28 protein-coding genes are annotated in these 25,742 nt (G+C 61.6%); 9 read left to right on the plus strand and 19 right to left on the minus strand.

Going from position 1 to position 25,742, the window contains the following annotated elements:
- Positions 1–17 precede the first annotated feature (17 nt).
- From ABR948_RS00980 to ABR948_RS01015, 8 genes are all read right to left on the minus strand, one after another.
- Positions 18–983 carry a branched-chain amino acid ABC transporter permease gene (locus ABR948_RS00980; protein ID WP_428113355.1) on the minus strand — a complete coding sequence of 322 codons (966 nt, stop codon included), beginning with the start codon at positions 981–983 and terminating at the stop codon, positions 18–20.
- Positions 980–1,831 (minus strand): branched-chain amino acid ABC transporter permease, encoded by an 852-nt coding sequence (locus ABR948_RS00985; protein WP_428113357.1) that lies wholly within the window; start codon positions 1,829–1,831, stop codon positions 980–982. Before ABR948_RS00985 ends, ABR948_RS00980 begins: the two co-directional genes overlap by 4 nt.
- Before the next feature lie 13 nt (positions 1,832–1,844).
- Entirely contained in the window at positions 1,845–2,723 is an 879-nt protein-coding gene (locus tag ABR948_RS00990) for a polysaccharide deacetylase family protein (RefSeq protein ID WP_428113359.1), read from the minus strand.
- 2 nt (positions 2,724–2,725) lie between these two features.
- On the minus strand, positions 2,726–3,433 hold the full coding sequence (locus tag ABR948_RS00995) for a fumarylacetoacetate hydrolase family protein (protein ID WP_428113360.1): 708 nt from the start codon (positions 3,431–3,433) through the stop codon (positions 2,726–2,728).
- Positions 3,430–4,332, minus strand: coding sequence for a polysaccharide deacetylase family protein (locus ABR948_RS01000; protein ID WP_428113362.1), 903 nt, complete (start codon positions 4,330–4,332; stop codon positions 3,430–3,432). The genes ABR948_RS00995 and ABR948_RS01000 overlap by 4 nt, the downstream gene beginning before the upstream one ends.
- A 31-nt stretch (positions 4,333–4,363) precedes the next feature.
- Positions 4,364–5,014 carry a cysteine hydrolase family protein gene (locus ABR948_RS01005; protein WP_428113363.1) on the minus strand — a complete coding sequence of 217 codons (651 nt, stop codon included), beginning with the start codon at positions 5,012–5,014 and terminating at the stop codon, positions 4,364–4,366.
- An 8-nt stretch (positions 5,015–5,022) separates the two neighbouring features.
- Complete coding sequence (locus ABR948_RS01010) at positions 5,023–6,267, minus strand: alpha/beta hydrolase family protein (protein ID WP_428113365.1); 1,245 nt, start codon at positions 6,265–6,267, stop codon at positions 5,023–5,025.
- Between the two features lie 89 nt (positions 6,268–6,356).
- On the minus strand, positions 6,357–6,572 hold the full coding sequence (locus ABR948_RS01015) for a hypothetical protein (RefSeq protein WP_428113367.1): 216 nt from the start codon (positions 6,570–6,572) through the stop codon (positions 6,357–6,359).
- Between the two features lie 37 nt (positions 6,573–6,609).
- Here ABR948_RS01015 and ABR948_RS01020 point away from each other — a divergent pair, with 37 nt between their 5' ends.
- The gene (locus ABR948_RS01020) at positions 6,610–7,203 is read left to right on the plus strand and encodes a GntR family transcriptional regulator (RefSeq protein WP_428113368.1); all 594 of its coding nucleotides are present in this window, start codon (positions 6,610–6,612) and stop codon (positions 7,201–7,203) included.
- A gap of 182 nt (positions 7,204–7,385) precedes the next feature.
- Here the strand turns inward: ABR948_RS01020 and ABR948_RS01025 are convergent, their stop codons facing one another.
- From ABR948_RS01025 to ABR948_RS01045, 5 genes are read right to left on the minus strand one after another with little or no spacing between them, the layout of a single operon-like run.
- Positions 7,386–8,174, minus strand: coding sequence for an ABC transporter permease (locus ABR948_RS01025; RefSeq protein ID WP_428113370.1), 789 nt, complete (start codon positions 8,172–8,174; stop codon positions 7,386–7,388).
- Positions 8,174–9,034 carry an ABC transporter permease gene (locus ABR948_RS01030; protein ID WP_428113371.1) on the minus strand — a complete coding sequence of 287 codons (861 nt, stop codon included), beginning with the start codon at positions 9,032–9,034 and terminating at the stop codon, positions 8,174–8,176. The genes ABR948_RS01025 and ABR948_RS01030 overlap by 1 nt, the downstream gene beginning before the upstream one ends.
- A gap of 4 nt (positions 9,035–9,038) precedes the next feature.
- The gene (locus ABR948_RS01035; RefSeq protein ID WP_428113372.1) at positions 9,039–10,139 is read right to left on the minus strand and encodes an ABC transporter ATP-binding protein; all 1,101 of its coding nucleotides are present in this window, start codon (positions 10,137–10,139) and stop codon (positions 9,039–9,041) included.
- 2 nt (positions 10,140–10,141) lie between these two features.
- Entirely contained in the window at positions 10,142–11,218 is a 1,077-nt protein-coding gene (locus ABR948_RS01040; RefSeq protein WP_428113373.1) for an ABC transporter substrate-binding protein, read from the minus strand.
- Between the two features lie 39 nt (positions 11,219–11,257).
- On the minus strand, positions 11,258–11,443 hold the full coding sequence (locus ABR948_RS01045) for a hypothetical protein (RefSeq protein WP_428113375.1): 186 nt from the start codon (positions 11,441–11,443) through the stop codon (positions 11,258–11,260).
- Positions 11,444–11,774: 331 nt separating this feature from the next.
- On the opposite strand from ABR948_RS01045, the gene ABR948_RS01050 reads away from it, so the two are divergent.
- From ABR948_RS01050 to ABR948_RS01085, 8 genes are all read left to right on the plus strand, one after another.
- Positions 11,775–12,512 carry a MarR family winged helix-turn-helix transcriptional regulator gene (locus tag ABR948_RS01050; protein WP_428113376.1) on the plus strand — a complete coding sequence of 246 codons (738 nt, stop codon included), beginning with the start codon at positions 11,775–11,777 and terminating at the stop codon, positions 12,510–12,512.
- Between the two features lie 147 nt (positions 12,513–12,659).
- Positions 12,660–13,706 carry an amidohydrolase family protein gene (locus ABR948_RS01055; protein ID WP_428113378.1) on the plus strand — a complete coding sequence of 349 codons (1,047 nt, stop codon included), beginning with the start codon at positions 12,660–12,662 and terminating at the stop codon, positions 13,704–13,706.
- Complete coding sequence (locus ABR948_RS01060; protein WP_428113379.1) at positions 13,707–14,864, plus strand: FAD-dependent monooxygenase; 1,158 nt, start codon at positions 13,707–13,709, stop codon at positions 14,862–14,864.
- Positions 14,865–14,878: 14 nt separating this feature from the next.
- Entirely contained in the window at positions 14,879–15,694 is an 816-nt protein-coding gene (locus ABR948_RS01065; RefSeq protein WP_428113380.1) for an MBL fold metallo-hydrolase, read from the plus strand.
- An 89-nt stretch (positions 15,695–15,783) separates the two neighbouring features.
- Positions 15,784–16,908, plus strand: coding sequence for an FAD-dependent oxidoreductase (locus ABR948_RS01070; RefSeq protein WP_428113382.1), 1,125 nt, complete (start codon positions 15,784–15,786; stop codon positions 16,906–16,908).
- Between the two features lie 14 nt (positions 16,909–16,922).
- Positions 16,923–17,873 (plus strand): polysaccharide deacetylase family protein, encoded by a 951-nt coding sequence (locus ABR948_RS01075; RefSeq protein ID WP_428113384.1) that lies wholly within the window; start codon positions 16,923–16,925, stop codon positions 17,871–17,873.
- Between the two features lie 110 nt (positions 17,874–17,983).
- Entirely contained in the window at positions 17,984–18,997 is a 1,014-nt protein-coding gene (locus ABR948_RS01080) for an isopenicillin N synthase family dioxygenase (protein WP_428113386.1), read from the plus strand.
- The gene (locus tag ABR948_RS01085; RefSeq protein ID WP_428113388.1) at positions 18,994–19,407 is read left to right on the plus strand and encodes a VOC family protein; all 414 of its coding nucleotides are present in this window, start codon (positions 18,994–18,996) and stop codon (positions 19,405–19,407) included. Before ABR948_RS01080 ends, ABR948_RS01085 begins: the two co-directional genes overlap by 4 nt.
- A gap of 50 nt (positions 19,408–19,457) precedes the next feature.
- Here the strand turns inward: ABR948_RS01085 and ABR948_RS01090 are convergent, their stop codons facing one another.
- From ABR948_RS01090 to ABR948_RS01115, 6 genes are all read right to left on the minus strand, one after another.
- Entirely contained in the window at positions 19,458–20,177 is a 720-nt protein-coding gene (locus ABR948_RS01090; RefSeq protein WP_428113389.1) for a cysteine hydrolase family protein, read from the minus strand.
- A gap of 75 nt (positions 20,178–20,252) precedes the next feature.
- Positions 20,253–21,188: an ABC transporter permease gene (locus ABR948_RS01095; protein ID WP_428113391.1), complete on the minus strand. Its 936-nt coding sequence runs from the start codon at positions 21,186–21,188 to the stop codon at positions 20,253–20,255.
- Positions 21,189–21,203: 15 nt separating this feature from the next.
- Positions 21,204–22,322 (minus strand): ABC transporter permease, encoded by a 1,119-nt coding sequence (locus ABR948_RS01100; RefSeq protein ID WP_428113393.1) that lies wholly within the window; start codon positions 22,320–22,322, stop codon positions 21,204–21,206.
- Positions 22,315–23,817: an ABC transporter ATP-binding protein gene (locus ABR948_RS01105; protein WP_428113394.1), complete on the minus strand. Its 1,503-nt coding sequence runs from the start codon at positions 23,815–23,817 to the stop codon at positions 22,315–22,317. The genes ABR948_RS01100 and ABR948_RS01105 overlap by 8 nt, the downstream gene beginning before the upstream one ends.
- 20 nt (positions 23,818–23,837) lie before the next feature.
- Positions 23,838–24,938, minus strand: coding sequence for a BMP family ABC transporter substrate-binding protein (locus ABR948_RS01110; protein WP_428113396.1), 1,101 nt, complete (start codon positions 24,936–24,938; stop codon positions 23,838–23,840).
- 188 nt (positions 24,939–25,126) lie between these two features.
- Positions 25,127–25,732 carry an SRPBCC family protein gene (locus tag ABR948_RS01115; RefSeq protein ID WP_428113398.1) on the minus strand — a complete coding sequence of 202 codons (606 nt, stop codon included), beginning with the start codon at positions 25,730–25,732 and terminating at the stop codon, positions 25,127–25,129.
- Between the last annotated feature and the right edge of the window lie 10 nt (positions 25,733–25,742).

A 25,742-nucleotide genomic window follows, 5' to 3' on the forward strand; every position in this document is an offset into this window, starting at 1 on the left:
TTCGCAGAGAAATTCGATCAACGTAGCCTGCGCGCCAGGATGACGCGCAGCTTTCCGACGATGCCCTCGGGGGCAAAGATCATAATCAGAATGAACGTGATGCCGAGCACCATAGGCCAACGCTCGGTGTGCGCGCTGACGACATTCTCCAGCATGATGATCGCTGCTGCGCCGACGAAGCCACCGAACAGGGTGCCTACCCCACCGGCGATCATCATCAGGACGCCCTCGACCGACTGCGCCAGCGCTACCGTGGACGGGCTGACGAAGTTGTTGAACATCGCATACAGCGCGCCGGCAACGCCAGCGAAGGCGCCCGATACAGTGAAGCCGATAAACAGATGCACCGAGACGTTATAACCGAGACTGCGCATCCGGCTTTCGCTGTCACGAATGCCGCGCAGGGTCAGCCCGAAGGGCGAGCGAACAAACCGCCACAGCGTATAACTCACAGCGACTGCACCGGCGAGCACGGCCCAGTAGAACGCGGCATGCGTCAATAGCCACGCCGGCCTGACGTCGCCGCGCATGCCGTTCTCTCCGCCGGTCACCTGGGTCCAGCGCAGGCAGATGCCCCACACGATCATGCCCAACGCCAGCGTCAACAGCAGGAAGTAGACGCCCGAGGTCCGTACCGCGAGCAGCGCGAAAACCGCCGCAACCAGCGTCGCAGCAGCAACGCCTAGCGCGAAGGCGACGGGAGGCTGCAGCCCGAGCTGGGCCGTGGCATAGACCACGACATAGCCGGATACGCCAAATATCGCCCCGTGACCGAGCGAGGTACGCCCTGCAAATCCAGCCAGAACATCGATCGACATCGCGAGCATGCCGAAAATCAGCACCTCGGTGGCAAGGCCGATCTGATATTTCGATAACAACACCGGCAGCATCGCCGCCAGGGCGATAATGGTAAAGGCAGTAATGGCGGCGGGGCCGGACATGCCAGCGTAGCTGCTGCGGGACTGAGCTTGCGAGATCGTCATGTCGCGCGTCCGAACAGGCCGAGCGGACGAAAGGCCAGTAGCAGCGCCATCGGGCCGAAGATCACGAAGTAGGCCAGTTCCGGAAACATAACCTGTCCAAGCGTATTCAGGAGACCAACCAGCAGGCTGCCGACGCCGACCCCGACCAGGCTACCGCGACCGCCGATAATCACCACCGCGAGACTGAACACCAGAATTTCTGCGTCCGCGGAGGGATACAGCGACAGGAAAGCGCCGCCCATCAGTCCGCCGAGACCAGCGAGTGCCGAACCCAGCAGGAAGGTGACGAGGAAGACGCGACGAATATTGACGCCGGAGGCCTCGACCATCTCGGCGTCGTCGACGCCGGCGCGGATCAGCGCTCCGAGCCGGGTGCGGTTCAGCAGTAGCCACAGCGCTGTGAAGACGAAGATACCGGTGGCCAATACGAACAGCCGATAACTCGGATAGAATACCCCAAACACGCGCAGACCGCCGCGAAGTGTTTGCGGGATCGGCACGGTAAAGCTGTCGCCACCCCAAATCACCAGTGCCAGATCGTTGAGAACGAAGGCGAAGCCCAACGACAACAGAACCTGTCGAAGCTCGTTGCCACGCACGAAGCGCAAAAGCCCTTGATCGAGTACGAAGCCGATCGCGGCGACAGCGATCATGGCTCCGATGCCGCCAAACACGAAGCTGCCGCTCCGTGTCGCGAGCGTGAAGCCGACATAGCCTCCGAACAGATAGAGGGCGCCGTGCGCCAGATTGACAATTCGCAGCAGCCCAAAAATCAAGGTAAATCCACTCGCCACCACGAACAGCAGAGCGGCGAAGGTCAGTCCGTTGAGGAGTTGAAAGGTATTCATCCGTCGTTCGTGCTTACGGCGCCTTCGGCCCGACCAGAAGGTACCAGTCCAGAATCTGCTCTCCCGTCATGAACACGACGTCAGGCTTCTGCCGGATGGTTTCGAAGATACGGCGAAAATATTTCAACCGGTGAGGCGCGCCCATGATGTAGGGATGCACGACAAGCGCCATGACGCGAGCCGAATCCGCGGCATCGTCGTAGATCTGCTCGAACTGATCGATGGCACGGTCGTAATATTCTGACGCCTTGTGATGCTGGATCAACATCATCGCCACGTCGTTGCATTCCTGCGTATAGGGTACGTTGACAATCGGCGCCGTCGTCGTTTTCAGCCAGACCGGCTGGTCGTCCAGCACCCAGTCGGCGACATAGTCGTAACCCTCGAGTTTCAACAGGTCGGGCGTCTCCCAGGTCTCGGTGAGACCCGGGCCGAGCCAGCCGCGTGGACGCCGGCCGGTCGCTGCCTTGATCGCTTCGGCAGTCTTGCGAATATCTTCGCGCTCGTTCTCGACCTTTTGCATGTTGCGCTGGGTGAAGCCGTGCCCCATGAACTCCCAATGGCGCTTCATCGCCGCCTCGACGATGGGTGGATAGGCGGCGAGTGCAGACCCGTTGATGGCGAGCACGCCGGGGATATTGAACTCGTCGAACACCTTGAGCATGCGCCAGAAGCCGACGCGGTTGCCATACTCGTGCCAGGCCCAATTCGGAATGTCGGGGGTCGGCGAGCCGCCCGCCGGCGGCGTCAGCACGGTGCGTGGCATGGTCTGCTTCGCATCCCATTCCTCGACATTGACGATGACCCAGACAGCCATGCGCGCACCGTTCGGGAGCTTGAGCGCGTCTCGGGTCGCGATCGGGGAATAGCTGATGCGTTCAGTGGGCAGCATTGTCATGCCTCCGGGGGCGTGATGGTGATGGTCAGCGGCGGCAGTCCGTCAATTTGGGCGGTGATCACATCGCCCGGCCCCACCGGACCCACCCCCGCCGGCGTTCCGGTGAAAATCAGATCGCCCGCGCCGAGTGTCACCTGGCGGGATAGCTGGGCCAGCACTTCGGGAACGCTCCAGATCATCTGCCTGGTATCACCGCGCTGGCGTTCGATGCCGTTGACCGAGAGCGTGATGGTGCAGCCTTCGGAAGTCCGCATGTCACTTGCGCGCGCGATGGGGCCGCAAGGCGCCGATGCGTCAAAACTTTTGCCGACTTCCCAGGGAAGCCGAAGATCGCGCGCGTCGCGCTGCCGGTCACGCCGGGTAAGATCGATGCCGACGGCGTAGCCCCATATATGATCCCGGGCCTTGGCGATCGGAATATCGCGCGCGCTCCGGCCGATCGCGATGACCAATTCGACCTCGAACTGAAAATCGGACGTGAACGGCGGGTAAGGCACACGCGAACCGTCCGCCACCAGCGCGTCGCGCGGTTTCTGGAAGAAAAACGGCGGATCTCGTTCGTCCGCCTCCTTCATCTCGCGGATATGATCGACGTAGTTGCGACCGACGCAATAAACCCTTCGGACAGGGAACACACCGCCCCCCACGACCGGCAACTCGGTCGCCGGGATGGCCGGCAATACGCTGGCGGGGCTAGCGCTCATATTGACGATCCCGGCTTGCCCGCGGTTTGGCCGGTGTACCAATCCAGAATCTGTTCGCCGTTCCAGTGCAGCACCCCTTCGAACTTATTCACATAGTCGTAGATGGCTTCGAGATATTTAATTCGGAACGGCTGTCCGCTGATGTATGGGTGGATCGCCAGTGACAATATTTTGGGCCGATCTTTGCTCTCGGCGTATAGTTGATCGAAACTGTCGATGGTCCTGTTCAGCAACTGCGTACTGTCGTGGTGCTGCACCATCATCATGGGAATGTCGTTCAGTTCGACCGTATAGGGCAGTGTCACGAGGGGGCCCTTTGCCGTGCGGATCACAGTCGGCTCGTCATCATAGACCCAGTCGCCGATATATTTGATGCCGGCCTCGGCCAGAAATTCAGGGGTTTCGAAGGTCTGGGTCAGGCCAGGCCCAAGCCAGCCGACCGGGCGTTTGCCCGTAAAATTTTCGATCACGCTCATCGCGCGATGTATCATCGCCTTCTGGTCGGGGTCCTTGTGGATCGGGCCCTGCTCATAGGCGTGCCCCATGAACTCCCAGCCAGCGTCCCTGGCCTGCTGCGCGACACGCGGATAGTCCTCGCAGACACGGGCATTGATTGAGAGCGTCGGGGCGATCCCGAGCTTCTTGTAGAGATCGAAGAAGCGCCACACCCCGACGCGCATGCCGTATTCGTGCCAGCTCCAGTTCGGGACGTCCGGCAAAAGCTGGACGCCGGTCGGCGCAGGGACCACCTGCCGCGCCATCGGCTTCGAAATATCCCATACTTCGAGATTGACGATGGTCCAGATCACGATGCGGGCGCCACCGGGCAGCTTCAGCACCGGACGGTCGACGATGGCGGAATAGTCGCTACGCTCGCGCGGTATCATGGAGCCGGTCATGGCAGAATACTCTCGTGTCAAATCAGGACTGTCATGCGACGCTGTTCCGCCGCGGGGCGAGCCCGTCGAGCGTCATCACCGCATCGGTATCCATCACAAAGCCGAATGCCGTCCTGATGCAGGCAAGACCGGCCGCATGCAGTTCCGGACCGTCCATGCTGTCGACGCAGTCCTCGACCACGATCACCGAATAGTCGCGCACATTCGCGGCCGTCGTCGTCGCCAGCACGCAGGAATTGGTGTTCACCCCGGTAATCAACAGCGTGTTGATGCCGTGCGAGCGCAGCAGAAAGTCGAGATCGGTCCCGACAAAGCAATCGTAACGTTTCTTGGTGCTGACGACAAAATCCCTGACATCAAGCAGTTGCGGCATCACCGTGCAGCCGGGTCCCCCGATGATGTTGTGCCGCATCACGTTCTTGCGGGTAGTGGTGGGGTCCGCGGCGCGCGTCCGCCAAAACGGGTTTGCGCCGATTTCCTCCGCATCGCGGTAGGAGGTCACCTGGTGGATAACCGGAATCCCGACACCGCGGCACCAGTCGAAAAATCGCTTGTTGGCGCCGATAATCCGGCTCGCCACCTCGGGGGACGTCGGCATGGTCGCGACGGACATATCGAGGTGGCCACGGTGCAGATCGATGGCGACGACAGCGGCCTTGATATGATCGACACCGAGATTCATGGCAGATCTCACAGCAGTGGATTGAACGACGTTTTCAGAAGCTCGCGCTGATCAATGCCAAAGCAATCAGCGAGCCAATCGGCCAGTACTTCCTGGCCGATCGTGGGATTATCATGCTGGCAGTGCTCGGCTCCGGTTTCCTCCGGATCGAGCACCCGTAATGTCGCATCGACGCCGTGGAGTTTCGCATAGTCGTAGGTCGAGCGCGCCGCAGTCACGGTCAGAACGTCGTGACCGCCATGCAGCACCAGATAGGGGCAGCGCATATGCTCGAGGTGCCCCTTCAGAGTGAAGGGTTTCATCAATTCGTGGGCGTCACGCATTGTCTTGGCACCGAACACCCAGCGAATGTGCGTCGCGAGGCCGAAATCATCGCCCTTTGTGCCCCACATGTCGTGCACCGACCAGATCGCGCCATGCGAGATCGCAGCCGCCAGCCGCTTCTCGTAGCAACCAGCTCGCGCTGCATAGTAGCCGCCGAGGCTCGAGCCGCAGACCGCGATGCGAGCCGGGTCGACGTCGGCGCGCATCTCCAGCCAGTCGATGCACTTGCCGATCGGAACCTCACTGTCGGGGCGGGTGACGATCTTGTGCCGGCGCAGCGTGCCGCCCTGCCCCGGCCCATCGATCATCAGAACCGAGATGCCGCGCTGCAGGCAGCCATGGGCCTGCATGAACCACATCTCGTCCTTGATCGAATCGAGACCGCCCATGCAGATGAGCACCGGCAGCCGGTCGCCCGGAAACGGCGCGCGAATGAAGTACCCGCAGATCGATTTGCCCGGTTCGTAGGGAATCTCGACCACCTCGCCCGGCGGATTGAGATGGCCGATGAATTTGTGCGAGCACGCCTCCATCCTCTCGAAGGTCGGCAGCCGGCGCGGATCGTCCGGCGCGAGGTGAAATTCGGCCTGGCGGTAGTAGTCCGCAGCGCGAAGGAAGCAGTTCATGGCCGTGCGGATATGCCCGCACACCTCTTCTGCAAGTCCACGCGCCCAGTTGCGGTCGGCGATCCGCATCCACTCGGAATGCCAGCTTTCCAGATCGCCCGGGATCATGCGCGATCCCGCCTGCATCACCTCGCTGACGCTGCCGCCGCCCTCTTGAGTCTCTCCAAGGCCGCGGCGGAATTGATAGGCTAGCCACGGGTGCTCTGGCCATTGGTGCCAGCCGAACGGCTCGTAGTGCGGCCCGCGGTCGGCGGTAATCTGCTCGATTGCGTTCTCGCCAACGCTGGAAAAGCCTGTCGACATACGGCCTGCTGTTCTCAAACTTGTGCCAGGCCATGGTTGGTCGAACCTATCGGGGAGTCAACGGAAATTGCATACACTTTGGCTTCTGCTCAGAATTTTTGCGCTACGCTCAAAAACACATCATCGCATGTAGCGCGAGATTTATCGGATTTTAGGCCGTTCGGTAACTTAAAGCCCTGCTGGCAATTTTCAAGTGTATTCACTTTGAAGCTGAGGTAGGGTTTGTCCATGATTAATCGTGCTGCGCAGCCCATACCCGAACCATCCGGCGGATCGCGGGCCGGCAATCGCGCGCTATCAGTCATGGACCATATCCGGGAATCCATCCTGGGCGGATTGGCCGTGACCGGTGAGCGGCTCAACGAGGTCAAATTGAGCCGCATGCTGGCCGTCTCGCGTACTCCGGTTCGCGCCGCCCTGCAGGCCTTAGCGGGCGAGGGACTGCTGGATTACGCGCCCAATCGCGGATTCACGGTGCGCAAATTTCCGCTCGACGCCGTTGTCGATGCCTACGATATCCGCGCCTCGCTGGAGGGCGTCGTCGCCCGGTTCGCAGCTGAACGCGGGCTCAGCCCGGAGGAACAGGCCGTGATAGAGCGCAGCCTCGACGCCGGCGACAAGTTGCTCGAACGCGGCTCGTTCGAAGCCGGCGATCTAACGAAATATCGCGGCATCAACGGCGACTTCCACGACACCCTGCTCGCGGCCGCTCGCAATCGTATGCTCGGCGAGATGATCCGGATCTGTCATCATGTCCCGATGTCGTCGAGCCGTAACATCGTCGCCTTCGAGCACCGCGATGTCCGCCGCCGCCACGACGATCATCACCGCATCTATGAAGCGATCATGGCGCGCGAGCCTTGGCGAGCGGAAATTCTGATGCGTGAACATGTCTCTAGCGTAAAGACATCTTTGATAAAGGCGTTAGGCACCTAGCTGACTTCGATGTTTTGCCGAGGGTCGGCTTCGCACCAGAAGCAGTCGTTCGATCGAAGCATAGTACTGCCGCCCATCTTCTTTATTTTCATCCCCTGCCCTGCGCATTGCAGCCACCGGATAGATTGCTTCGGCGCATAATCTTAATCTTTGTCTCGATCCCTGAATGATTTGACCCGGGCCTAGCGTTTGCGCAACGTCAGCGGCAACAGCAGCATCATTCCCGCCAGCGACGCAAGCACCAGCAATGTGGAGATCGCGGCGACGCTGGGATCGGCGTAGGCCAACAATTGTTGCATCAACCGTAATGGCAGCGTATCGCCACGCGTGATGAACAGCGACAGCGAAATATTGTCAAACGAGATCAGGAATGCGGAGACGGCGCCTGCAATCACGCCGCCGCGGATCAGCGGCAGCGTGATCTTGAAAAATGTCCTGACCGGACCGACGCCAAGATTGAGCGACGCGCGTTCAACGGAGCGATCGTAATTCGACAGCGCCGCAGTGACCATGGCGACGACATAGGGTACGCCAAGCACGGCATGGCCCAGCACACCGGCGAGCAGGCCGGGCTGCATGTGATAGACTGCCAGCGTGAACAGCAGCCCCAGCCCCAGCACGATCGCCGGCATCGCGATCGGCAGCATTACCAGAGCCTGGACGACCGATCGGCCGCGGAAACGATAGTGATTGAGCGCCAGTGCCGCGCCGGTCCCAGCGATGGTCGCAAGGATGGCATCGCCGATGCCGATGATGACCGACGCCGTCAACCCCTCGATATATTGCGGCTTCGACAACGCAATCGCGAACCAGCGAAAGCTGAAACCGGGAATCGGAAATTCCAGCCGGTCGCCGCTGGAAAACGCGACGATGCCGGCGATTGCGATCGGGCCGAGCAGGAACAGCACCACCAGCGCCGCAAAAAAGCGGCTCGGCAGCCCAGGCGACAGATGTGACGAACGGGGCGCCATCAGACGCTGGCCCATGGTGCGACGCGCTTCAGAATGAGGTTGGCCGTGATGAGAAACGCCGCCACGGCGACGATCACGATGGTCGCCATGGCGCCAGACAACGCCCAGGCCGCGTTGGTGGTCGCCTCGTAATAGATCGCCGGCGCCAGCAACTGGAACTTGGTGGTGCCGAGCAAGGTCGGGATCACGTAGTCCGATAGAACGCCGGCAAACACCAGCTGGGTGCCGGCAACTGCGCCCGGCAGCGAAATCGGCATCACCACCCGCCACCAGGTAAACCATTGTCCGCCGCCGAGATTGGACGACGCGCGCAGGATGGAATCATCGACCTTCTGCAGTGACGTCATCAAGGGCAGGATCATCAGCGGCAAATAGCGATGAATCATGCCGATGATCATGCCGGAGATCTCGTTGATCATGCGCACCGGATGATTGATCAGACCTATCTTCATCAATGCCTGATTCAACATGCCGCTGTCGGCGATCACCACCATCCAGCCGAACACGCGCATGATGACGCTGACATAAATCGGCAGGTAAACCACCCAAAGCAAGAATCCGCGTGACGATCCGCTGGAACGCGCGAGCAGCCACGCAAAGGGATAGGCCACCACCAGCGTGATCGACGACACGATCGCCGCAGCAACCAGCGTATTGCCGAAGACACCGAGATAGTATGAGTCCGACAGCACCCTGGCGTAGCTGGCGAAGCTAAAGGCTGGCACCAGAAAGCCCATCGGATCGTCGCGATAGACGCTGTTGCGGGCGGTGATCAGAACCGGGATCACGAAAAACGGGATCAGTAGCGCGCCGGCCGGCGTCAACCAGAGCCACGGAGCCATGCGGGTGCGCAGTTGCATGATGCTATCCCGCTGCAGAGAGACGGCAGCTTGCCGGATCGAATTCGAGGTAAACCTGCTGTCCGATGGCCAGCGGCTCCTGATGCAGCGCGACCTGCGCCGGACGATCGATCACCACCTGATAATTGTCGAGCTTGAGCACGATACGCTCCTGCGACCCGAGGAACGTCCGCAACACGACCTGTGCCGGCGCGGTCCGATGCAGCGCGGTGGGTTCACGGGAGATGGTGATATCTTCGGCCCGGATATCGACCAGCACGGCGCCGGTGCCGATCCTCACCGGCGCCGCGAACGACAGGCCCGGCGCGATCGAAACCTCGCCGCTATCCGACAAGTCGCCCGTAAACCTGTTGGTGGTGCCGAGAAAACGCAGCACCGAACTGCTGCCGGGCTTTCGGTAGACGTCTTCCGGCGTGCCGATCTGCGCGATCCGGCCGCGCTCCATGATCGCGATGCGGTCCGCCAGCGCAAAGGCCTCGCGCTGGTCGTGGGTCACCAGCACCGTGGTCACCTTCAGCCGGCGCAGCAGCAGCGACAGTTCAAGTTGCATATCTTCGCGGAGATTGCGGTCGAGGGCGCTGAACGCCTCGTCGAGCAGCAGCATATCCGGCCGCACCGCGAGCGCACGCGCCACCGCAACCCGCTGGCGCTGGCCGCCGGAGAGCTGCGCCGGATAGCGCTTCTCCAGTCCGCTAAGCTGCAGCAGCGCGACCATCTCGTCGACACGCGCGCCAATCTCGACCCTGCTCAGGCGCCGCGCCGTCAAGCCATAGCCGATATTGTCCGCCACCGTCAGATGCGGGAACATGGCATAATGCTGGAAAACCATCGCGACATTGCGCCGATAGGGCGGGATCGCGTTGATGACCTCGCCGTGCAGCGAGATGGTGCCGTAATCCGGATCCTCGAATCCCGCGATCATGTTCAGCAAAGTCGACTTGCCGCAGCCGCTTGCCCCCAGCAACGCGACGATCTCGCCGCGTTTCAGCACAAGATCGCAGCGATCGACGGCGACATGGCCGTCGAACGACTTGCAGATATTGTCGAGAACCAGCTCCGGCGCCGCTTCGTCGACGCGCGCTCCGGAGCGGTCGAAGACCGCCATGTTCAACTCTGGACCTCGCGGGTGTAGCGATCGAGCCATTCACGCTGCTTTACCGCCGCGTATTCCTCATCCTCGAAGAACACCAGCTTCGGGTCGACATTGATCAGCGGCGCAATATTGGCCGGAATGGTGACGTCGGGACGGACCGGCGTCACCAGCAGGCTCGTGACCATCGCCTCCTGGATCGCCTTGGTCAGCGTGAAGTTGATATAGGCCTTCGATGCCGCCACGTTCCTGGCATTGACGGGAATGCAGAGGTCGTAGGGAACGGCGAGCACGCCTTCTTTGGGCGAAGCCTTCCTGATTTGCGGTACCACGCGTGAACTGTTGTGAATGCGGATGGCGAATTGCGGCGCCACGGCGATATCGCCACGCTCCATCAGCATGTTGGGCTGCGCGCCATCGGCATAGAACGAGCGCACATCCGGTTTCAGCGCCTTGAGCCGGGCGAAGGCTTCATTGACCGCCGCTTCGGACTTCATGTCGCCGCCGATGGCATGCACCACACAGGCGAGGAAGCCGAAGGCGGTGGCGCCATTGACGGCGCTCGGCAGCATGATCTTGCCCTTCATGTCATCGCGCCACAAATCCATCCACGAGGTGACCGGTGTGGTGATCTGCTTGGTATCGACCATCAGATCGATGGTATCGAGGATGGTACCGACGCCCCATCCCTCGGCCGGAAAGATATCCGGTGACAAATTCGAAGCCTCGGGAAAGTCGGACGGGCTGACCTTCGCCAGCAAGCCACCTTTCAGACCGCGCAGGCCCCAGGCCCGCGACACCATCACCACATCGAACGGCGGATCGCTCTTCTGGGTCTGGATCTTGGCCATGGCACCCGGCGAAATCTCGACGTCGTAGATCACCCTGGTCTTGCTGGCGGCCTCATATGGCTTGGCGATGATGTCGGTCAGGGCCTGATAGGGACCGCCGAAATGCGTTACCCGCAGCGTCGTTTCCTGCGCCATGGCCGAAGTGCCGGCGCCGGCCAACCCGGTGACCCCCAGCGCCGCCGCGCCCAGCGCGAGCTTGCTGCCGCCGACCAGAAGATCCCTGCGCCGCATCTCGAAGCTCATCGTGGTCTCCATCATCTGGAATACGTGATCGGAAGGTTATCAGTGAATTGCCAGCCTTGCGAACGCCTCGCGATTGACCTCGATGCCAAGACCCGGCTCTTGCGGCACCGGAAGACAGCCGTCGCCATCGAGCCATGACGGATGCGCCGTCGGCGCGCGCGTGAGATCATCATGCAGGGCAGTGCGAAGCGACAGCGGATAGGTGATGACCGAACGAATAGACAACACGCTCTCCGCGAGCACGAGGCGGCTTCCGGACGATATTAATTCGGTATCGAATTATTCTTTACCGAACTAAATGCAGGCTATTGCGCCGCAAAATGGCTGTCAATTCTGCGGCCGTCTCAAATTTTGAGCGTTTGCCGCGAACCGCGCGCTATTTTTAGGCATGCCGCCGCGGGCACCTCGCAAACAAAGAGAATTTTTCGCCGCCGGGGTTGCGGGGCATTGCTAGTGCACCAATCAAAAGATATTCGGTTACGTCATCGTGATGCAGCGCCGCTTCGGGCGTGCGCGGATCGTTCGATCGATGTCGTTCACCGGGACAATCGCCGCCATGGCAAAGACTGCGACGCGCAAGACAAAGGCTGCCGGTCGTGACGCAAAGTCCGCCTCCGGCTCTGCCGCGAACAAGACGGCGCGCGCGACAAGCGCGGCAACACCGGTGAACAAGCGCCGGGCCCATAGCGTGATGGCTGTGGCCGCCGGCAAGTCCGGCCGCAAGCCGGCGGCGAAAATACCGAAGCCCCGTCGCAGCCGTGACATCCCCGGCGACAGCGGCGCGCGCGTGCCTGTCAATCAAATTATCGAGCAATGGCAAAGGGAAAGGCCGGATCTGGATCCCGCACCGATGCGGCTGTTCGGGGCTCTGGCGCAGGCCCACATACTGACCACGCCCTATATCAACCGGGTGATCGCCAGGCATGGGCTGGTGCGGGGCACCTTTGACGTGCTTTCGGCGTTGCGCCGCGCAGGTCTGCCGTTTTCGCTGACCCCCAAGCAACTCGCGGAATCGCTGATGCTCAGCGGCGCCGGCATGACCAGCCGGCTCGATCGTCTGGAGCAACTTCATCTGGTGGCGCGGCTTCCCGAGCCGAACGATCGTCGCAGCCTCAAGATCCAGCTCACGCAGAAAGGCGTGAGGCTGATCGACGAAGTGATCCCGCAGATCGTCGCCGCGCAATGGCAATTGGTCTCGGCCCTTGGCGATCGCGACACGGCGACGCTGGTCGACCTGTTGCGTCGCCTCACCGAAACATTGTTTGCGTCGATTGATCCCACGGATCTCGACTGAGGTGCGGCGCTGGTTGACAGCGCGGAAACCGCCTCATAGGCTTCAGGTAGTTCGCTATCGAACTATCTGCCGTTGGCCAGATGCACGGCTGACCGCCGGCTCTGACCGACCGCTGAGGCTGCTGGAATAACCGTGCCGGAATCTGCCATGCCTTCGATCGTCGATATGCACGCCCACTACATGTCGCCCGCACTGCTCGATGAAGCCGAGCGCAACGGCGCGCATTATGGCGTCCGCCTCGAGCGCAACGCCGACGGCAACGCCCGCATCTCCTTCAACGGCGGCCCGCTGCTGCGGCCGTTCTTTCACCAGCTCTGCGATCTCGCGCACCGGCTTCCCGGCATGGACGCCGCCGGGATCGCCCTCCAGATTGTCTCGACATGGACCGACATGGCCGGCGACGATCTGCCGCCGCTGCAGGGTGCGCGTTGGGCGCGGCTGCAGAACGAAACGATGGCGGCCGATATCAAGGCCTGGCCCGGACGCTTCGCGGCCATGGGCACGCTGCCGATGCAGGATGTCGACGCGGCGATCGCGGAGCTCGACTTCATCGTCGATCATCTCGGCATTCGTTCGGTGGAGATCGGCACCAATATCAACGGCCGCGACCTCGATCACCCGAACTTTCGGCCGCTGTGGAAACGATTGCACGAACGCAACATCTTCGTTTTCCTGCATCCGCCGCTTCGTCCGGTCGGTCTTGAGCGGACCGGCGACTACTTTCTCAACAATCTGATCTCCTACCCGACCGACACCACGATCGCCGCCGCGCGGCTGGTATTCAGCGGCATCCTTGATGAATTTCCGGGCCTGAAGATCTGCCTCGCCCATAGCGGCGGGTTCCTGCCGTTCCAGATCGGACGCTTCGATCTCGGTTATGCGAAGCATCCGGCCTGCAGCAAGGTACTCAGGCATCAGCCCTCCGACTTCCTCACGACATTCGTCTATGACAGCCTCACCCATAACAGCAGGGCGCTTTCTTTCCTGATCGATACGGTCGGCGCGGACAGCGTGGTGTACGGCACCGATTACCCGTTCGAGATGCTTGAGGCGATGGGGCCGGCCCGCATCGAAACGCTCCCGGGCCTCTCGCGCGCGGCGCGCGACGATATTCTCGGTAACACGGTGCGGACGCTGCTGAACGATTTGCCCCGCCGGACCGGCAGTGAGCGGCGCGTCAAAATGGAAGCCTAGATGCGTCGTGACTTGCGGATCGCCGTTATCGGCGCGGGTTTGGGCGGCATGACCACCGCCGGCCTGCTGCAGCGCGCCGGTTTCGGGGTCAGGGTTTACGAGCAGGCGCCGGCCTTCTCGCGGATCGGCGCCGGGATTCATCTCAGCGCCAATGTGATGATGGTGATGCGGCGATTGGGCATCCAGCAGACGCTGGTCGATGTCGGAATGACGCCGGATGCCTTTGTCAGCCGCAAATGGGATACCGGCGAGACGCTGTTCGAGCTGCCGCTGGGCCCGGCCCGGGAAGCGCATTACGGCGGCCCCTATATCAACGTCCATCGCGGCGACCTGCACGCGGTTCTGGAATCCGCGCTTTCGCACGGCACCGTGGCGTTCGGTCACCGGCTGATGGCGATCGAGGAGCGCGGCACCTCGGTACGGCTTGGCTTCGAGAACGGGGTGACGGAAGACGCCGATATCGTGATCGGCGCCGATGGCGTCAATTCCAAGCTGCGCGAATTTTTGCTAGGCGCCGACAGGCCGCGCTTCAGTGGATACATCGCTCACCGCGCGATCTTTCCCGCCGCGCGGTTGAACGGTTTGCCGATCCGATCCTGCACCAAATGGTGGGGACCCAGGAGCCATATCCTGGTCTACTACATGACGCAGGCGCGCGAGGAGGTCTACGTCGTGAGCAGCGTACCCGCGCCCGGCTGGGACGTCCCGGAATCGTACCTGCCGTGTGATCGCGAGTCCTTTATCGCCGCGTTCGACGGCTTTCATCCGGAATTGCGGCAAGTCGTTGCAGCGGCGCCAGGCGTGACGCAATGGCCGATCTTCGATCGCGAGCCGGTCGACCGCTGGAGCCGCGGCGCGTTGGTACTGCTCGGTGACGCCTGTCATCCGATGCGGCCTTATATGGCGTCTGGCGCCGCGATGGCCATCGAGGACGGCGCGATCCTGGCCCGCTGCATTGCCGAGATCGGCACCGACGATCCCGCTGAGCCGTTCCGATGGTATGAAGCCAACCGGATGCCGCGTACCAACAAGGTACAGCGAATCTCGGAAGCCAATACCTGGCTGCGCGGCCCGACCGATACCGACTGGCTCTATACTTACGATGCCTGCGCAATACCTCTGCTCGCCCCTGAGGAAGCACCGCGGGAACTGGCGTAACAAAGGCAACTGTCATGGACGCATTCATCTGTATCACCTGCGGTACCCAATATGCTCCGACCTCCGCTCCGCCCGCCGCCTGCCTGATCTGCGACGAGGAGCGTCAATTCGTTCCGCCCAGCGGCCAGGCCTGGACCACGCTGAAACGGCTTGAGCGCAGCCACATGCCGACATTCCGTGATGAAGCTGGCCTGACCGGCATCGGCATCGCACCGGCATTCGGCATCAACCAGCGCGCGCTGCTGGTGCCGAGCGGCGATGGCAATGTGCTGTGGGACTGCGTCAGCCTTGTCAGCGACGTGATGGTGGAACTGATCAAGGGCGTCGGCGGGCTCAAGGCGATCGCGATCTCGCATCCGCATTACTACACCACCATGGTGGAATGGAGCCGGGCTTTCGGCGGCATTCCGGTCTATCTGCACGCGGCGGACCAGGACTCGATCATGCGACCCGATCCATGCCTCGCATTGTGGTCTGGCGAGACGAAGGAAATCGCACCGGGCATGACACTGCTTCGTACCGGCGGCCATTATGACGGCGGCACCATCATGCACTGGGCTGCGGGATGCGAGGGCCGTGGCGCGCTGTTGTCAGGCGATCTGCTGCAGGTCGTGGCCGACCGCAAGCATCTTGGCTTCATGCGGTCCTACCCGAACTTCATTCCGCTTGGCGCCGCCGCTGTCCGGACCATCGCGAAGCGTGTCCAGCCGTTCGACTATGACGCTATCTACGGCGCCTTCTGGAACGCGGTCATTCCAAAAGATGCGAAGCGCGCGATGCAGGTATCGGTGGCGCGGCACATCGAATGGCTCGGCCGGGATATTGTCTGACAGCATCTTGGCCTCTTTCCTGCTTGCACGATAGCGGCCGGCAATGGGTTCGGTATCAAAGCGGTTAAGACCGGTCTGGGGTTGACGGCATGGACAGGACGACACGGATCGCCATTCTCGGCGCGGGCCTTGCCGGCCTCACCGCCGCGGGCCTGCTGCAACGCGCCGGCTTCTCTGTCGCGGTCTATGAACAGAGCCCCGGTTTCTCGCGCATCGGCGCCGGCATTATCCTGGGCGCCAATGTCGCGAAGATCCTGCGCCGGCTCGACCTCGAGCACGGGCTGGCGACAACAGGCATTCGCCCCGATGCGTTTCTCAGCCGCGCCTGGGATAGCGGCGAGACCCTGTATGAATTGGTGTTCGACGCGGCATGCGAAGCGCGTTTCGATGGCCCGTTCGTCAATATTCACCGCGCCGACCTTCATCAGCTTCTGCAGCAGCCGCTCACGCCCGGCACCATCCGGTTCGACCACAAAATTGCAGGGATCGACGAAACCACCGACGGCTTGACGCTAGCATTCGAAAACGGCGCAACCGCGAAGGCCGATCTGGCGATCGGCGCCGATGGCATTCGTTCGAAGGTGCGCGAGATCATGCTCGGCTTTGAGGAGCCGCGCTTCATCGGCCGCATCGCACCGCGTGCCGTATTCCCCGCTGAGCGCATCAAGGGCGAGCCGATCCGCGACTGCACCAAATGGTGGGCGCCGGACCGCCATGTGCTCGCCTACTACATGACCGCTCGTCGCGACGAGGTCTATGTGATGGCCGCCATTCCCGCCGCCCGCTGGGACGGCGATGGCTCACCGGTGCGCGGCAACCGCGACGAATTCATTACCGCCCTGGACGGCTTTCACCCCGATCTGCTGCGGGCGGCGGAAGCCGCGACGGATGTCACGGTATGGCCGATCCATGACCGCCCGCGTAACGACTGCTGGAGCATGGGACGTGTGGTACTGATGGGCGACGCCTGCCATCCGGTGCGGCCGTTCATGGCCGCAGGCGGCTCCATGGCGATCGAGGATGCCGCCATTCTCAGCCGTTGCCTGGTGGAATTCGACGACCCCAGCACTGCCTTCGCGCGCTACGCAAAAATCCGCATCCCGCGTGTTGCCGAGGTGCAGCGCATCTCGATCGACAACACCTGGATGCACGGCCCCACCGAGACCGACTGGTTCTTCGCCTACGACGCCTTCAACACGCCCCTCCACGCCTGATGCAAGGAGCCGTCATGTCCGACTTCAAGCCCCTCACCCCACGCACGATCCGGCCCGATCCGATGATCGCGCGGGATCTGGTCGGCTACGGCGAGGTCCCGCCCGATCCGCGCTGGCCCGGCGGCGCGCGCATCGCCGTCAACTTCAATCTCAATATCGAAGGTGGCGGCGAAGCAACGCTGGCCAACGGCGATCCGGTATCCGAGGGCATGCTCAACGACATCGGCGTCCCGACCAAGACCGGCGTCAGGTCGCCGTTGGCGGAATCCGTGTTTGAATACGGCAGCCGCCGCGGCGCCTGGCGCCTGCTCGACATCTTCCGCAAATTCTCTGTTCCGATCAGCGTGCTCGGCGTCGCCCGCGCGATGGAACAGAATCCCGATCTCGCCAGGGCCTGCGTAGCGCGCGGACATGAAATGGTCAGCCACGGTTATCGCTGGATCGACTATTCGGATGTCGATGAAGCCACCGAGCGGGAACATATCAAGCGCGCGGTCGAAATCCTGACCGATTTTGCCGGCACCAGGCCGCTGGGCTGGATGACCGGACGCCCAGGTCCGAACACGCGCCGCCTGATCGCCGAGGAAGGTGGATTCCTCTATGATCGCGACTCGCTCGCCGACGAGTTGCCTTATTGGATCGCGACCGCGCAGGGACCGCATCTGGTCATTCCCTATTCCTATGAAGCCAACGATAACCGCTTCAACGAGAATTCCGGTTTTTCGACTGCACAGGATTTCTTCACCTATATGCGCGACGCCTTCGACCTGCTCTATGCCGAAGGTGAAGCAGGCTCGCCGAAACTGCTGTCGATCGGACTGCACGACCGCTTGATCGGGCGTCCCGGCCGCGCCGGAGGGCTGATCAAGCTGTTGGAGCACATGGCGGGTTTCGACGGCGTATGGTTCTGCCGTGGCATCGACATCGCGCAACACTGGCGCGCTCATTTTCCGCCGCAGGCGTGACAGATGAGCTGGCAACAACCGTCGTCATGGCACGGAACATGCTTGCTTTTAATCCGCAAAAACTGCGGTGCCACCGCCCTTCTAGAACGCTTCAAACAATGGAACCAGCCATGACCCTCACGAGTATTCCGATTATCGATATTTCGCCTTATCGCATCGGTTCCGCCGATGGCAAACAGACTGTGGCCAAGGCGGTGGCGCAAGCCTGCCGTGACATCGGCTTTCTGGTGATCACGGGACACGGTGTCTCTCCCGCGCTGGTGGACAGGGTTGATGCGAGCTCGCGGGCTTTTTTCGATCTGCCGGCAGCGGACAAGATGGCGATCAAGCGGCCAAAGGACGATCAGGTTCGCGGCTACAGTGCGGTCGGGGATGAAGGCCTTTCCTACAGCCTTGGCGAAAAATCCCCCGGTGATCTCAAGGAATCATTTTCGATCGGCCCCGTTGTCGTGCCGGACGATCCATATTTCACCGGCGCGGCCGCGGGTCCGCATTTCGCGCCTAATCTCTGGGCAGAACAGATCCCGGATTTCAAGGAATCGTGGAAAGAATATTTCCAGGCGATGTCCGATCTTTCCAAGACGTTGATGCGCATCTTTGCGCTCGGCCTTGATTTGCCCGAAACTTATTTTGACGACAAGATCGATCGGCACATCAGCATGTTCCGCGCGCTCAAATATCCCAACCAGCACGAGGAGCCCTTGCCCGGTCAGCTCCGCGCCGGCGCGCATTCCGACTACGGCAGTCTGACCATCGTGCGCACGGAAGACCGTCCGGGCGGCCTGCAGGTCTACAACAAGGATGGAGAATGGGTCGACGTCCCGGCGGTCGCCGGCGGATTCGTCGTGAACATCGGCGACCTCATGATGCAGTGGACCAACGATTTGTGGTCTTCGACGCTGCATCGCGTGGCTAATCCGCCGCGCGAAAAGGCCGGCGACAGCGCGCGGCTTTCCCTGGTTTTCTTTCATCAGCCGAATTACGACGCGATGGTCGAATGCCTCGAAAGCTGCAAAGGCCCCGGCAATCCGGCTAAATACGAACCGGTATCATCGGGCGATCATCTGACCAGCAAGTTCGTCAAGCAGACGACCTTCGGCGAAGGCACCAGGAAATCGGCATGACGAGTTCTCCGACCCCGGACAAGGCGACGCTGTCCTACGTCAACGTTTTTGCGCGGGACATCGTCGCTCTGAGCCAGTTCTATATGGATGTGTTCGGCTTCGCCGAGATCGAGAAAATTCGCTCGCCTATTTTTCGCGGGCTGGACACGGGTCGCAGCAGCCTCGGCTTCAATGCACAGGACGCTTACGGCCTGTTGAAGCTGGAGGAATTCTCAGAAGTCAGCGGCATCAAGTTCCTGCTCAACATTGATGTCGCCAGCGCGGCCGAGGTCGATCTTCTGACACCGAAGGCTGTCTCCTTGGGCGCGAAATTGGTGAAGCCACCCTACAAGACCTATTACAACTGGTACCAGGCCGTTTTGCTCGATCCAGAGGGGAACGTTTTCCGCATCAATCACATGCTGGAATAATGGCGCTGCTGTAGCCCCCGCGTTTCGGCGCGAGGGGCACCGCAATCTCTTCACGCAATTTTCGCCGTTCTGTCCGCCGTCGCCCCCTTTGGTGCCTCGCCATTTCCCCACTCCGCGATCAGGTCAGCGGAGTCCACCACCAGGCCGAGATGCAACGAGATCATCGCTAATGCCGCCGCTTCCAGATTGTCGTCCGTCCCGCGTACCAGATCCCTGGCGACGACCACCCGGTAATTGTGATTGTTGGCGTCAAAGGCGGTGTTCAGAACGCAACAGTCGGTGAAGCCGCCATTCAGGACGACCGTCTCCACCCGCATGTTGCGCAGCAGGAAATCCAGATCGGTCGGATAGAACGCCGACAGGCGGCGCTTGGTCTCGACGATCAGGTCACCGGGTTCGACCCGGGTCACGAATTCGGTCCAGCGCGATCCTTCGATCGCGTGCGCCTCGCTATTGGGAATGGCCCCCACGTGAAGCGGGAACGTCCGCCGCCATGCCGCACTGATGCCGTTGAGATCGTCGGCGCCGCCACGCCGCAGCACTGAGCGGACATGGATGATGGGAATACCGAGCGCCCGGACGCGATCGTGAAAGGCGTCGATCGGTGCCACGACGTCGCGCGCGCGCGGAGCCGGACAAGGGCAGTCGGGCGATGGATCGAGATGCCCGCGATGCATGTCAATCGAGACCACCGCGGTCTTCGCGGGATCGAGATAATCGTCGAATCCGGCCGTGACCTCGCGCGGCTTGCCATAAACGTGAATGCGCATAGCGATGATGCTCCTGACTATTTGACCTTGCTGTGCTCAGAGCAAAATTAGTCGTCTAAACCGAGTTTGCTTCCATTATCGCCGTTCTTCCCGCACATGCGGTTGGCCCAGTGCCCCCGGCTCACCGAGATAACCGCGATTGCGCGCGCCCACCCACATCATCACGGCGATCGTCGCGACATAAGGCGTCATCAGCATGAGATATTGCGGTACGCGGATCCCGGCCGCGGCGATACGGGGAACCACCCCTTCGATGCAGCCGAACAGCAACGCGCCAGCAAGAGCCGGCCACGGCGCCCATCGCGCGAATACCACCAGAGCCACCGCAATCCAGCCACGCCCTCCTACCATACCGGTGACCCACAGCTTGACACTGACGACTGAGATATAGCCGCCTGCCAGTCCGACCAGCGCCGAGCCCGCAACGATTGCGCCGATCCGGTACAGCGACACGTTGAGTCCGGCCGCATCGGCGGCCGCGGGATTTTCACCTACCGCGCGCAGTTTCAGCCCCAGCATCGATTTTTGCAGGAAAAACGAAACCCCAAAGAAGATCGGAATGGCGAGGTAGACGATCGGATCCTGAACGAACAGGATCCGGCCGACGAACGGAATTTCCGAGAGCGGCCAGATTGCGATCTTGCTGAGGCCGATAATCGGGTGGTTCTGCCAATTAGCGAGTGTACCGATCAGGCCGGTCAGGCCCTGACAAAAGAACACGATCGAGAGGCCCGCAATCACCTGATTGACCCGCAGGATCACGACCAGGCCCGCGAACAACAGGGATACCAGGCTCGCCGCCAGCATCGCGACCAAAAGCGCAATCAGCGGGTGGCCGCCCAATATCAGGCTGGCGCCCAGGCCGGCCACGGCGCCCACCAGCATCAGTCCTTCGGCGGTCAGGTTCAAAACTCCGGAACGCTCGGAAATGATCAGGCCGAGCGCCGCGAATGCATAAGGTGCCGCGGTGCCCGGGGCGTTGGCCAACCAGTTGATGAGAAATTCGGTCATGTCCAAGGTTCTATTTTAGCGGGTCCAGCGAATGCGGTGGCGGATGAGAAATTCAGATGACGCGACAGCGATCACGATAATGGCCTCGATGAGCTGCACCATGGTAAAGGGAATCTGATAAAATACCTGCAGCGTTTGACCGGTCACGAACAGCACCGCGAGCAGGAATCCGACAATCACCACGATGATCGGATCGTTGCGCGACAGGAACGCGATCAGAACACCGGAAAATACGTATCCATCAAAGAACGACTGCGTCAGCCGCCCTTCCTGACTGGCGACATTGACGAACCCCGCAAGTCCGGCCGCGACGCCCGAGATCGCGATCACGACCATGCTGATGGCCCGCACGGGCACGCCAACCACCCGTGCCATGCCGGGATTGGCGCTGATGAAGCGCATGTAGAATCCGGCCCGGCTGAGATGGACTCCCCATCCCGCCACCGCGGCCGCTGCCAGCGCGACCAACAGCGCGCCGTTGACGCCATATCCGATATCTGAAAGCCGCTCGAACGGCTGGTATTGGGTCGATTGCGGAAACGCCGTCTTGGAATCCTGCCAGGCACCGTAAAGCAGGTGCAACAAGAAATACGAGGCAATGTAATTCATCAGCAGCGTCGATATGATCTCGTTGACGCGAAAGCGCACCTTCATCCAGTAAGCCAGCATCACCCACAACATGCCGCCCAGGGACGCGGCAAAACCCATGACGATGAGCCGCGTTGATTCCGGTCCGATGCCGTAGATCGAAACCGCTGTCGCCGCGATGCCGCCGAACACCATCTGGCCCTCCAGACCGAGGTTCCAGAACCCGATGCGAAACGCCAGGCCGGCGCCAAGTCCGACCAGGATCAGCGGCGCAGCCCGCACCAATACCGAGCGCAGGCTGTCGGCGTTGAACACGCCCGCGAGCTCCCTGGCGAGATCAAGCGGCGCTATGCCGGCAAGATCGAGGATCGCCACCGAAATGATCAGTCCGATCGCGAGCGAACCGGCGAGAATACCGGCCTGTTTCCCCGGCGAGATGGTCTGGCGTATGTCCAGCGTAAAGCGGCCGATGCCACGGCGCGGAGGTAGTTTCGGCGCTGGCGACAGGGGCGGATTCTCGCGGACGATCATCGCGACATCATGCATGATCCACCATCGCGCGGCCAATCTCCTGACGGTCAGCGGGCCGGTCGAATTCGGCGACGATCCGCCCCCGTGTCATGACCCCGATCCGGTCGGAGAGGGCAAGGATTTCGTCGAGGTCTTCGCTGATCAACACCACCGCAGCCCCACGATCGCGGGCGGCCAGCAACCGCTCATGCACGGCGGCACAGGCCCGCGCATCAAGCCCGCGGCTTGGGCTGTGCGCGACCACCACCGTCGGCTGCCGGCTGAATTCCCGGGCGATCACCAGTTTTTGGGCATTGCCTCCCGATAGCAAGGCTGCCTTCTGCCCAACGCCGCGAACGCCCTGCACATCGTAGGCGGTGACGGCCTTGGCGGCGTCGCGGCGCATGGCACCCCGGTCGATCAACCAGGGTGGTCCGTAGCAGCCGGATTTGATGGTCGCGACCGTGAAATTGTCGGCAACAGACAGCGACCCAGCGAGCGCGAACGCGTAACGATCGGCGGGTATTGCGGCGAGCCCGGCTTCGCGGCGAATGGCGGGAGGCAGCGCGGCGACATCGCCCGGTCCTTCCAGCCAGATCTCGCCAGAGAGTGGCTGGCGCGCGCCAATCAGCGCCTCGGCGAGTTCGGCCTGACCGTTGCCACTGACCCCGGCAAGACCGTAGATTTCTCCCGCCCGCACGAAAAAATTGGCGTCGGCCACCATCACCTGGCCATCGCCGCGCGCGCAGTGCAAGGCGCCGACATTAAGCCTGGTCGTTCCCCGGGGGCGCTCAGCCCGGCCGGGCAGCGGTGCAGTCTGCCCCACCGTCAACTCCGTCAGCTCCGCGGTCGAGGCCGCCCGCGGATCGGGCGTAGCTACCGTTCGTCCGCCCCGCATGATGGTAACGGCATCGGCATGGCGTTTGACCTCGTGAAGCTTGTGGGTGACCAGGACCACGGCGACGCCACTACGGGCGAGACGACGAACGATCCCAAGCAGCCGCTCCGCCTCGGCATCGGTCAGTACCGCCGTCGGCTCATCGAGAATGAGAATTCTCGTACCCCCGATCAGCACCTTGATGATTTCCACCTGCTGCTGCTCGGCGACCGAGAGATCTCCAACCCGCCGATCGGGATCGATATCGAACCCGAGTTGAGCCGCCTGCTTGCGAACGTTATCGCGAATGTCCGCAATTCCAGAACGATACGCCGGCCGCGGATTCGCCAGCAGGATGTTTTCCGCGACCGTGAATGGTTTCACCAGCTTGAAATGCTGGTGAACCATGCCGATGCCGCGGCTGCGGGCGTCTGCCGGGCCGGACAGCGCAACCGTTTCGCCATTCACGGCGAGGGTTCCGGCATCCGGCACGTAAAAGCCCGCAGCAATGTTCATCAGCGACGACTTGCCCGCCCCGTTTTCGCCGAGCAATGCATGAACCTCACCGGGTTTCGCGGAGAAGACGGCGCCGTCGAGCGCGACGACGCCGTCAAACGTCTTCCTGATTCCGGTGAGCTCAAGCGCGAGAGCCATCGATCCGTCCGGGCGTGCCACTATTTCTGCGCGATCACACCCGGTACGTACCAAACCATCTTCCAAAGACCGCCGTCGTCGATCGGTTTGCCTGCCGCAAGCACTTCCTTGCCCGTGGTGTCGCTCATCGGTCCGGTGAAGATCTGCTTTCCTGCAATGATCGCGTCGCGTTCGGCCATCACCTTGTCGGCGAGTTCCTTCGGCACCGCAGTTCCGCAGCAGGCGATATCGGTGCCGCCCTCCTTGATGCCGGGGAATGCGCCGTAGGGACTGGGCTGCCAATCACCCGCCGCAACCTTCTTGAGTTCCGGAGACAGGAACTTGTCCCATGTCCAGACCGAAGAGCACAGCGTCGCCTTCGGCGCGAACTCGCGCAAATCGCGGTGATGCCCGGTGCCGTAAATGCCGCGCTCCTGCGCGACGATCTGCGGTGTCGGGGTGTCGACGTGCTGGCCGATCACATCGATGCCCTGATCCGCCAAAGCCGAAGCGGCGGCGCGCTCTTTGACCGGATCGTTCCAGGCACCGGTGAAGATCACTGTGACCGTCGCCTTCGGATTCAGCTTCTGAGCACCGAGTTCGTAGGCGTTGATGGTCCAATTGACCGGGCCGATCGGATGCGCCGCGACGAATCCGAGCTTGCCGGTTTTGGACATTCCGCCCGCGATCATACCGCACAGATACTGACTCTCATAGGTTCGGCCGTAGAACGACTCAAGATTGGCGCCGTTGGTGGTGCCTGACGCATTGAGAAAGGCGACCTTCGGATACTTCTCGGACAGCTCCTTGAAAGTGTCCGAATACCCGAACGCGGTGCCGATGATGACGTTGTAACCGCGCTGGATGAACTGCTCCGCGGCCGGTTTGATCTGACCGGCGACTTCCGGCACCTTTTCCACGAACGGAATTTTCATACCGACCGCATCCTCGATTTTCGGACGCGCTTCGTCAAAAGCCTGGGTCCAACCGCCGTCGTTCTTTTGATCAAAATAAAGAAATGCGATTTTCGCTGGTGCGGGAAGCGTGAAGCCAGCGGCGTAGGCAGCCACCGCGCCGCAAGAAATCGCCGCGCCGGCCGCGACGAACATGGTCCAGTACTTTCTCTTCAATATCTGTTGCATGATCTCGACTCTCCTTTTTACCCCAGTTGACCCCAGAACTCGGGGCGACGACATCGTTCCACGAACGAATAGTTTCAAAGCGCGCAAAAAATAGCGCGCCCAATATTTGCGCAGCCGGAGGCTATAGTGGGCAACGAAACTTATCGGCGCAGCGTATTTCGCTAACGGAATATCAGATGGGCTGTATGTCATGTCCTCTCCGATTTTTCGCCGCTGCGACGAAACAAGGATCTGAACAATCCCTTGATCAACAAGCCCAGCAAAGCGAAGCCCCCGATGGGGTTGCCAGCGGTCGTATTCGCTGCTGAGGCTGCTACCGCGGCTTCGGCGCCCGGCGTCGATGAATGTGCCGAGCCGAGTTCAGCTTCCGCGTTGCGCACGAAGTTGGCGACGAGAGCGTTGGCAACTTCGGAGATGAGGCCCGTGCGACCGAATTGCGCGATCGTCCCCGAGAGCTGAATATCAGAATCGACAACGACGCCAGTCAAATCGCCCGACGGCAGCAACAGGCAGTTCATGCTCATCTTGCCGCGACTAGCTCCCTTGCGATCGACACCCTTGCCTTCGAGCGCGACCGACTTTTTCTCTTCGTCGTAATGAACAGCCGCCTCGCCTTCAAAACTGGCCTGAAACGGGCCTACCTTCGCCGAGACCTTGCCGAGGTGACGTCCATCTTCCTTTGCTCCAACGTATTCGGCGCCCGGTAGACAACCCGCAACCCTGGGGACGTCGCGAAAGAAACGCCAAACCTCGTCGAGTGGATGCGCGATCGTAAATTCCTGATGCAGTTTCATCTCACCCCTG

Origin of the sequence: Bradyrhizobium sp. (assembly GCF_050014615.1) — a bacterium.
Taxonomy (GTDB): domain Bacteria; phylum Pseudomonadota; class Alphaproteobacteria; order Rhizobiales; family Xanthobacteraceae; genus Bradyrhizobium.

Coding starts and splice junctions, on each gene's coding strand:
- ABR948_RS01010 (WP_428113365.1), bottom strand. CDS start 6,267: ATGTCGACAGGCTTTTCCAGCGTTGGCGAGAACGCAATCGAGCAGATT.
- ABR948_RS01055 (WP_428113378.1), top strand. CDS start 12,660: ATGCCTTCGATCGTCGATATGCACGCCCACTACATGTCGCCCGCACTG.
- ABR948_RS01090 (WP_428113389.1), bottom strand. CDS start 20,177: ATGCGCATTCACGTTTATGGCAAGCCGCGCGAGGTCACGGCCGGATTC.
- ABR948_RS01095 (WP_428113391.1), bottom strand. CDS start 21,188: ATGACCGAATTTCTCATCAACTGGTTGGCCAACGCCCCGGGCACCGCG.
- ABR948_RS01070 (WP_428113382.1), top strand. CDS start 15,784: ATGGACAGGACGACACGGATCGCCATTCTCGGCGCGGGCCTTGCCGGC.
- ABR948_RS01040 (WP_428113373.1), bottom strand. CDS start 11,218: ATGAGCTTCGAGATGCGGCGCAGGGATCTTCTGGTCGGCGGCAGCAAG.
- ABR948_RS01025 (WP_428113370.1), bottom strand. CDS start 8,174: ATGGCGCCCCGTTCGTCACATCTGTCGCCTGGGCTGCCGAGCCGCTTT.
- ABR948_RS01085 (WP_428113388.1), top strand. CDS start 18,994: ATGACGAGTTCTCCGACCCCGGACAAGGCGACGCTGTCCTACGTCAAC.
- ABR948_RS01050 (WP_428113376.1), top strand. CDS start 11,775: ATGGCAAAGACTGCGACGCGCAAGACAAAGGCTGCCGGTCGTGACGCA.
- ABR948_RS01075 (WP_428113384.1), top strand. CDS start 16,923: ATGTCCGACTTCAAGCCCCTCACCCCACGCACGATCCGGCCCGATCCG.
- ABR948_RS01000 (WP_428113362.1), bottom strand. CDS start 4,332: ATGACCGGCTCCATGATACCGCGCGAGCGTAGCGACTATTCCGCCATC.
- ABR948_RS01005 (WP_428113363.1), bottom strand. CDS start 5,014: ATGAATCTCGGTGTCGATCATATCAAGGCCGCTGTCGTCGCCATCGAT.
- ABR948_RS01035 (WP_428113372.1), bottom strand. CDS start 10,139: ATGGCGGTCTTCGACCGCTCCGGAGCGCGCGTCGACGAAGCGGCGCCG.
- ABR948_RS01060 (WP_428113379.1), top strand. CDS start 13,707: ATGCGTCGTGACTTGCGGATCGCCGTTATCGGCGCGGGTTTGGGCGGC.
- ABR948_RS00985 (WP_428113357.1), bottom strand. CDS start 1,831: ATGAATACCTTTCAACTCCTCAACGGACTGACCTTCGCCGCTCTGCTG.
- ABR948_RS01105 (WP_428113394.1), bottom strand. CDS start 23,817: ATGGCTCTCGCGCTTGAGCTCACCGGAATCAGGAAGACGTTTGACGGC.
- ABR948_RS01115 (WP_428113398.1), bottom strand. CDS start 25,732: ATGAAACTGCATCAGGAATTTACGATCGCGCATCCACTCGACGAGGTT.
- ABR948_RS01100 (WP_428113393.1), bottom strand. CDS start 22,322: ATGCATGATGTCGCGATGATCGTCCGCGAGAATCCGCCCCTGTCGCCA.
- ABR948_RS01110 (WP_428113396.1), bottom strand. CDS start 24,938: ATGCAACAGATATTGAAGAGAAAGTACTGGACCATGTTCGTCGCGGCC.
- ABR948_RS01015 (WP_428113367.1), bottom strand. CDS start 6,572: ATGACTGATAGCGCGCGATTGCCGGCCCGCGATCCGCCGGATGGTTCG.
- ABR948_RS01080 (WP_428113386.1), top strand. CDS start 17,984: ATGACCCTCACGAGTATTCCGATTATCGATATTTCGCCTTATCGCATC.
- ABR948_RS00980 (WP_428113355.1), bottom strand. CDS start 983: ATGACGATCTCGCAAGCTCAGTCCCGCAGCAGCTACGCTGGCATGTCC.
- ABR948_RS00995 (WP_428113360.1), bottom strand. CDS start 3,433: ATGAGCGCTAGCCCCGCCAGCGTATTGCCGGCCATCCCGGCGACCGAG.
- ABR948_RS00990 (WP_428113359.1), bottom strand. CDS start 2,723: ATGCTGCCCACTGAACGCATCAGCTATTCCCCGATCGCGACCCGAGAC.
- ABR948_RS01030 (WP_428113371.1), bottom strand. CDS start 9,034: ATGCAACTGCGCACCCGCATGGCTCCGTGGCTCTGGTTGACGCCGGCC.
- ABR948_RS01065 (WP_428113380.1), top strand. CDS start 14,879: ATGGACGCATTCATCTGTATCACCTGCGGTACCCAATATGCTCCGACC.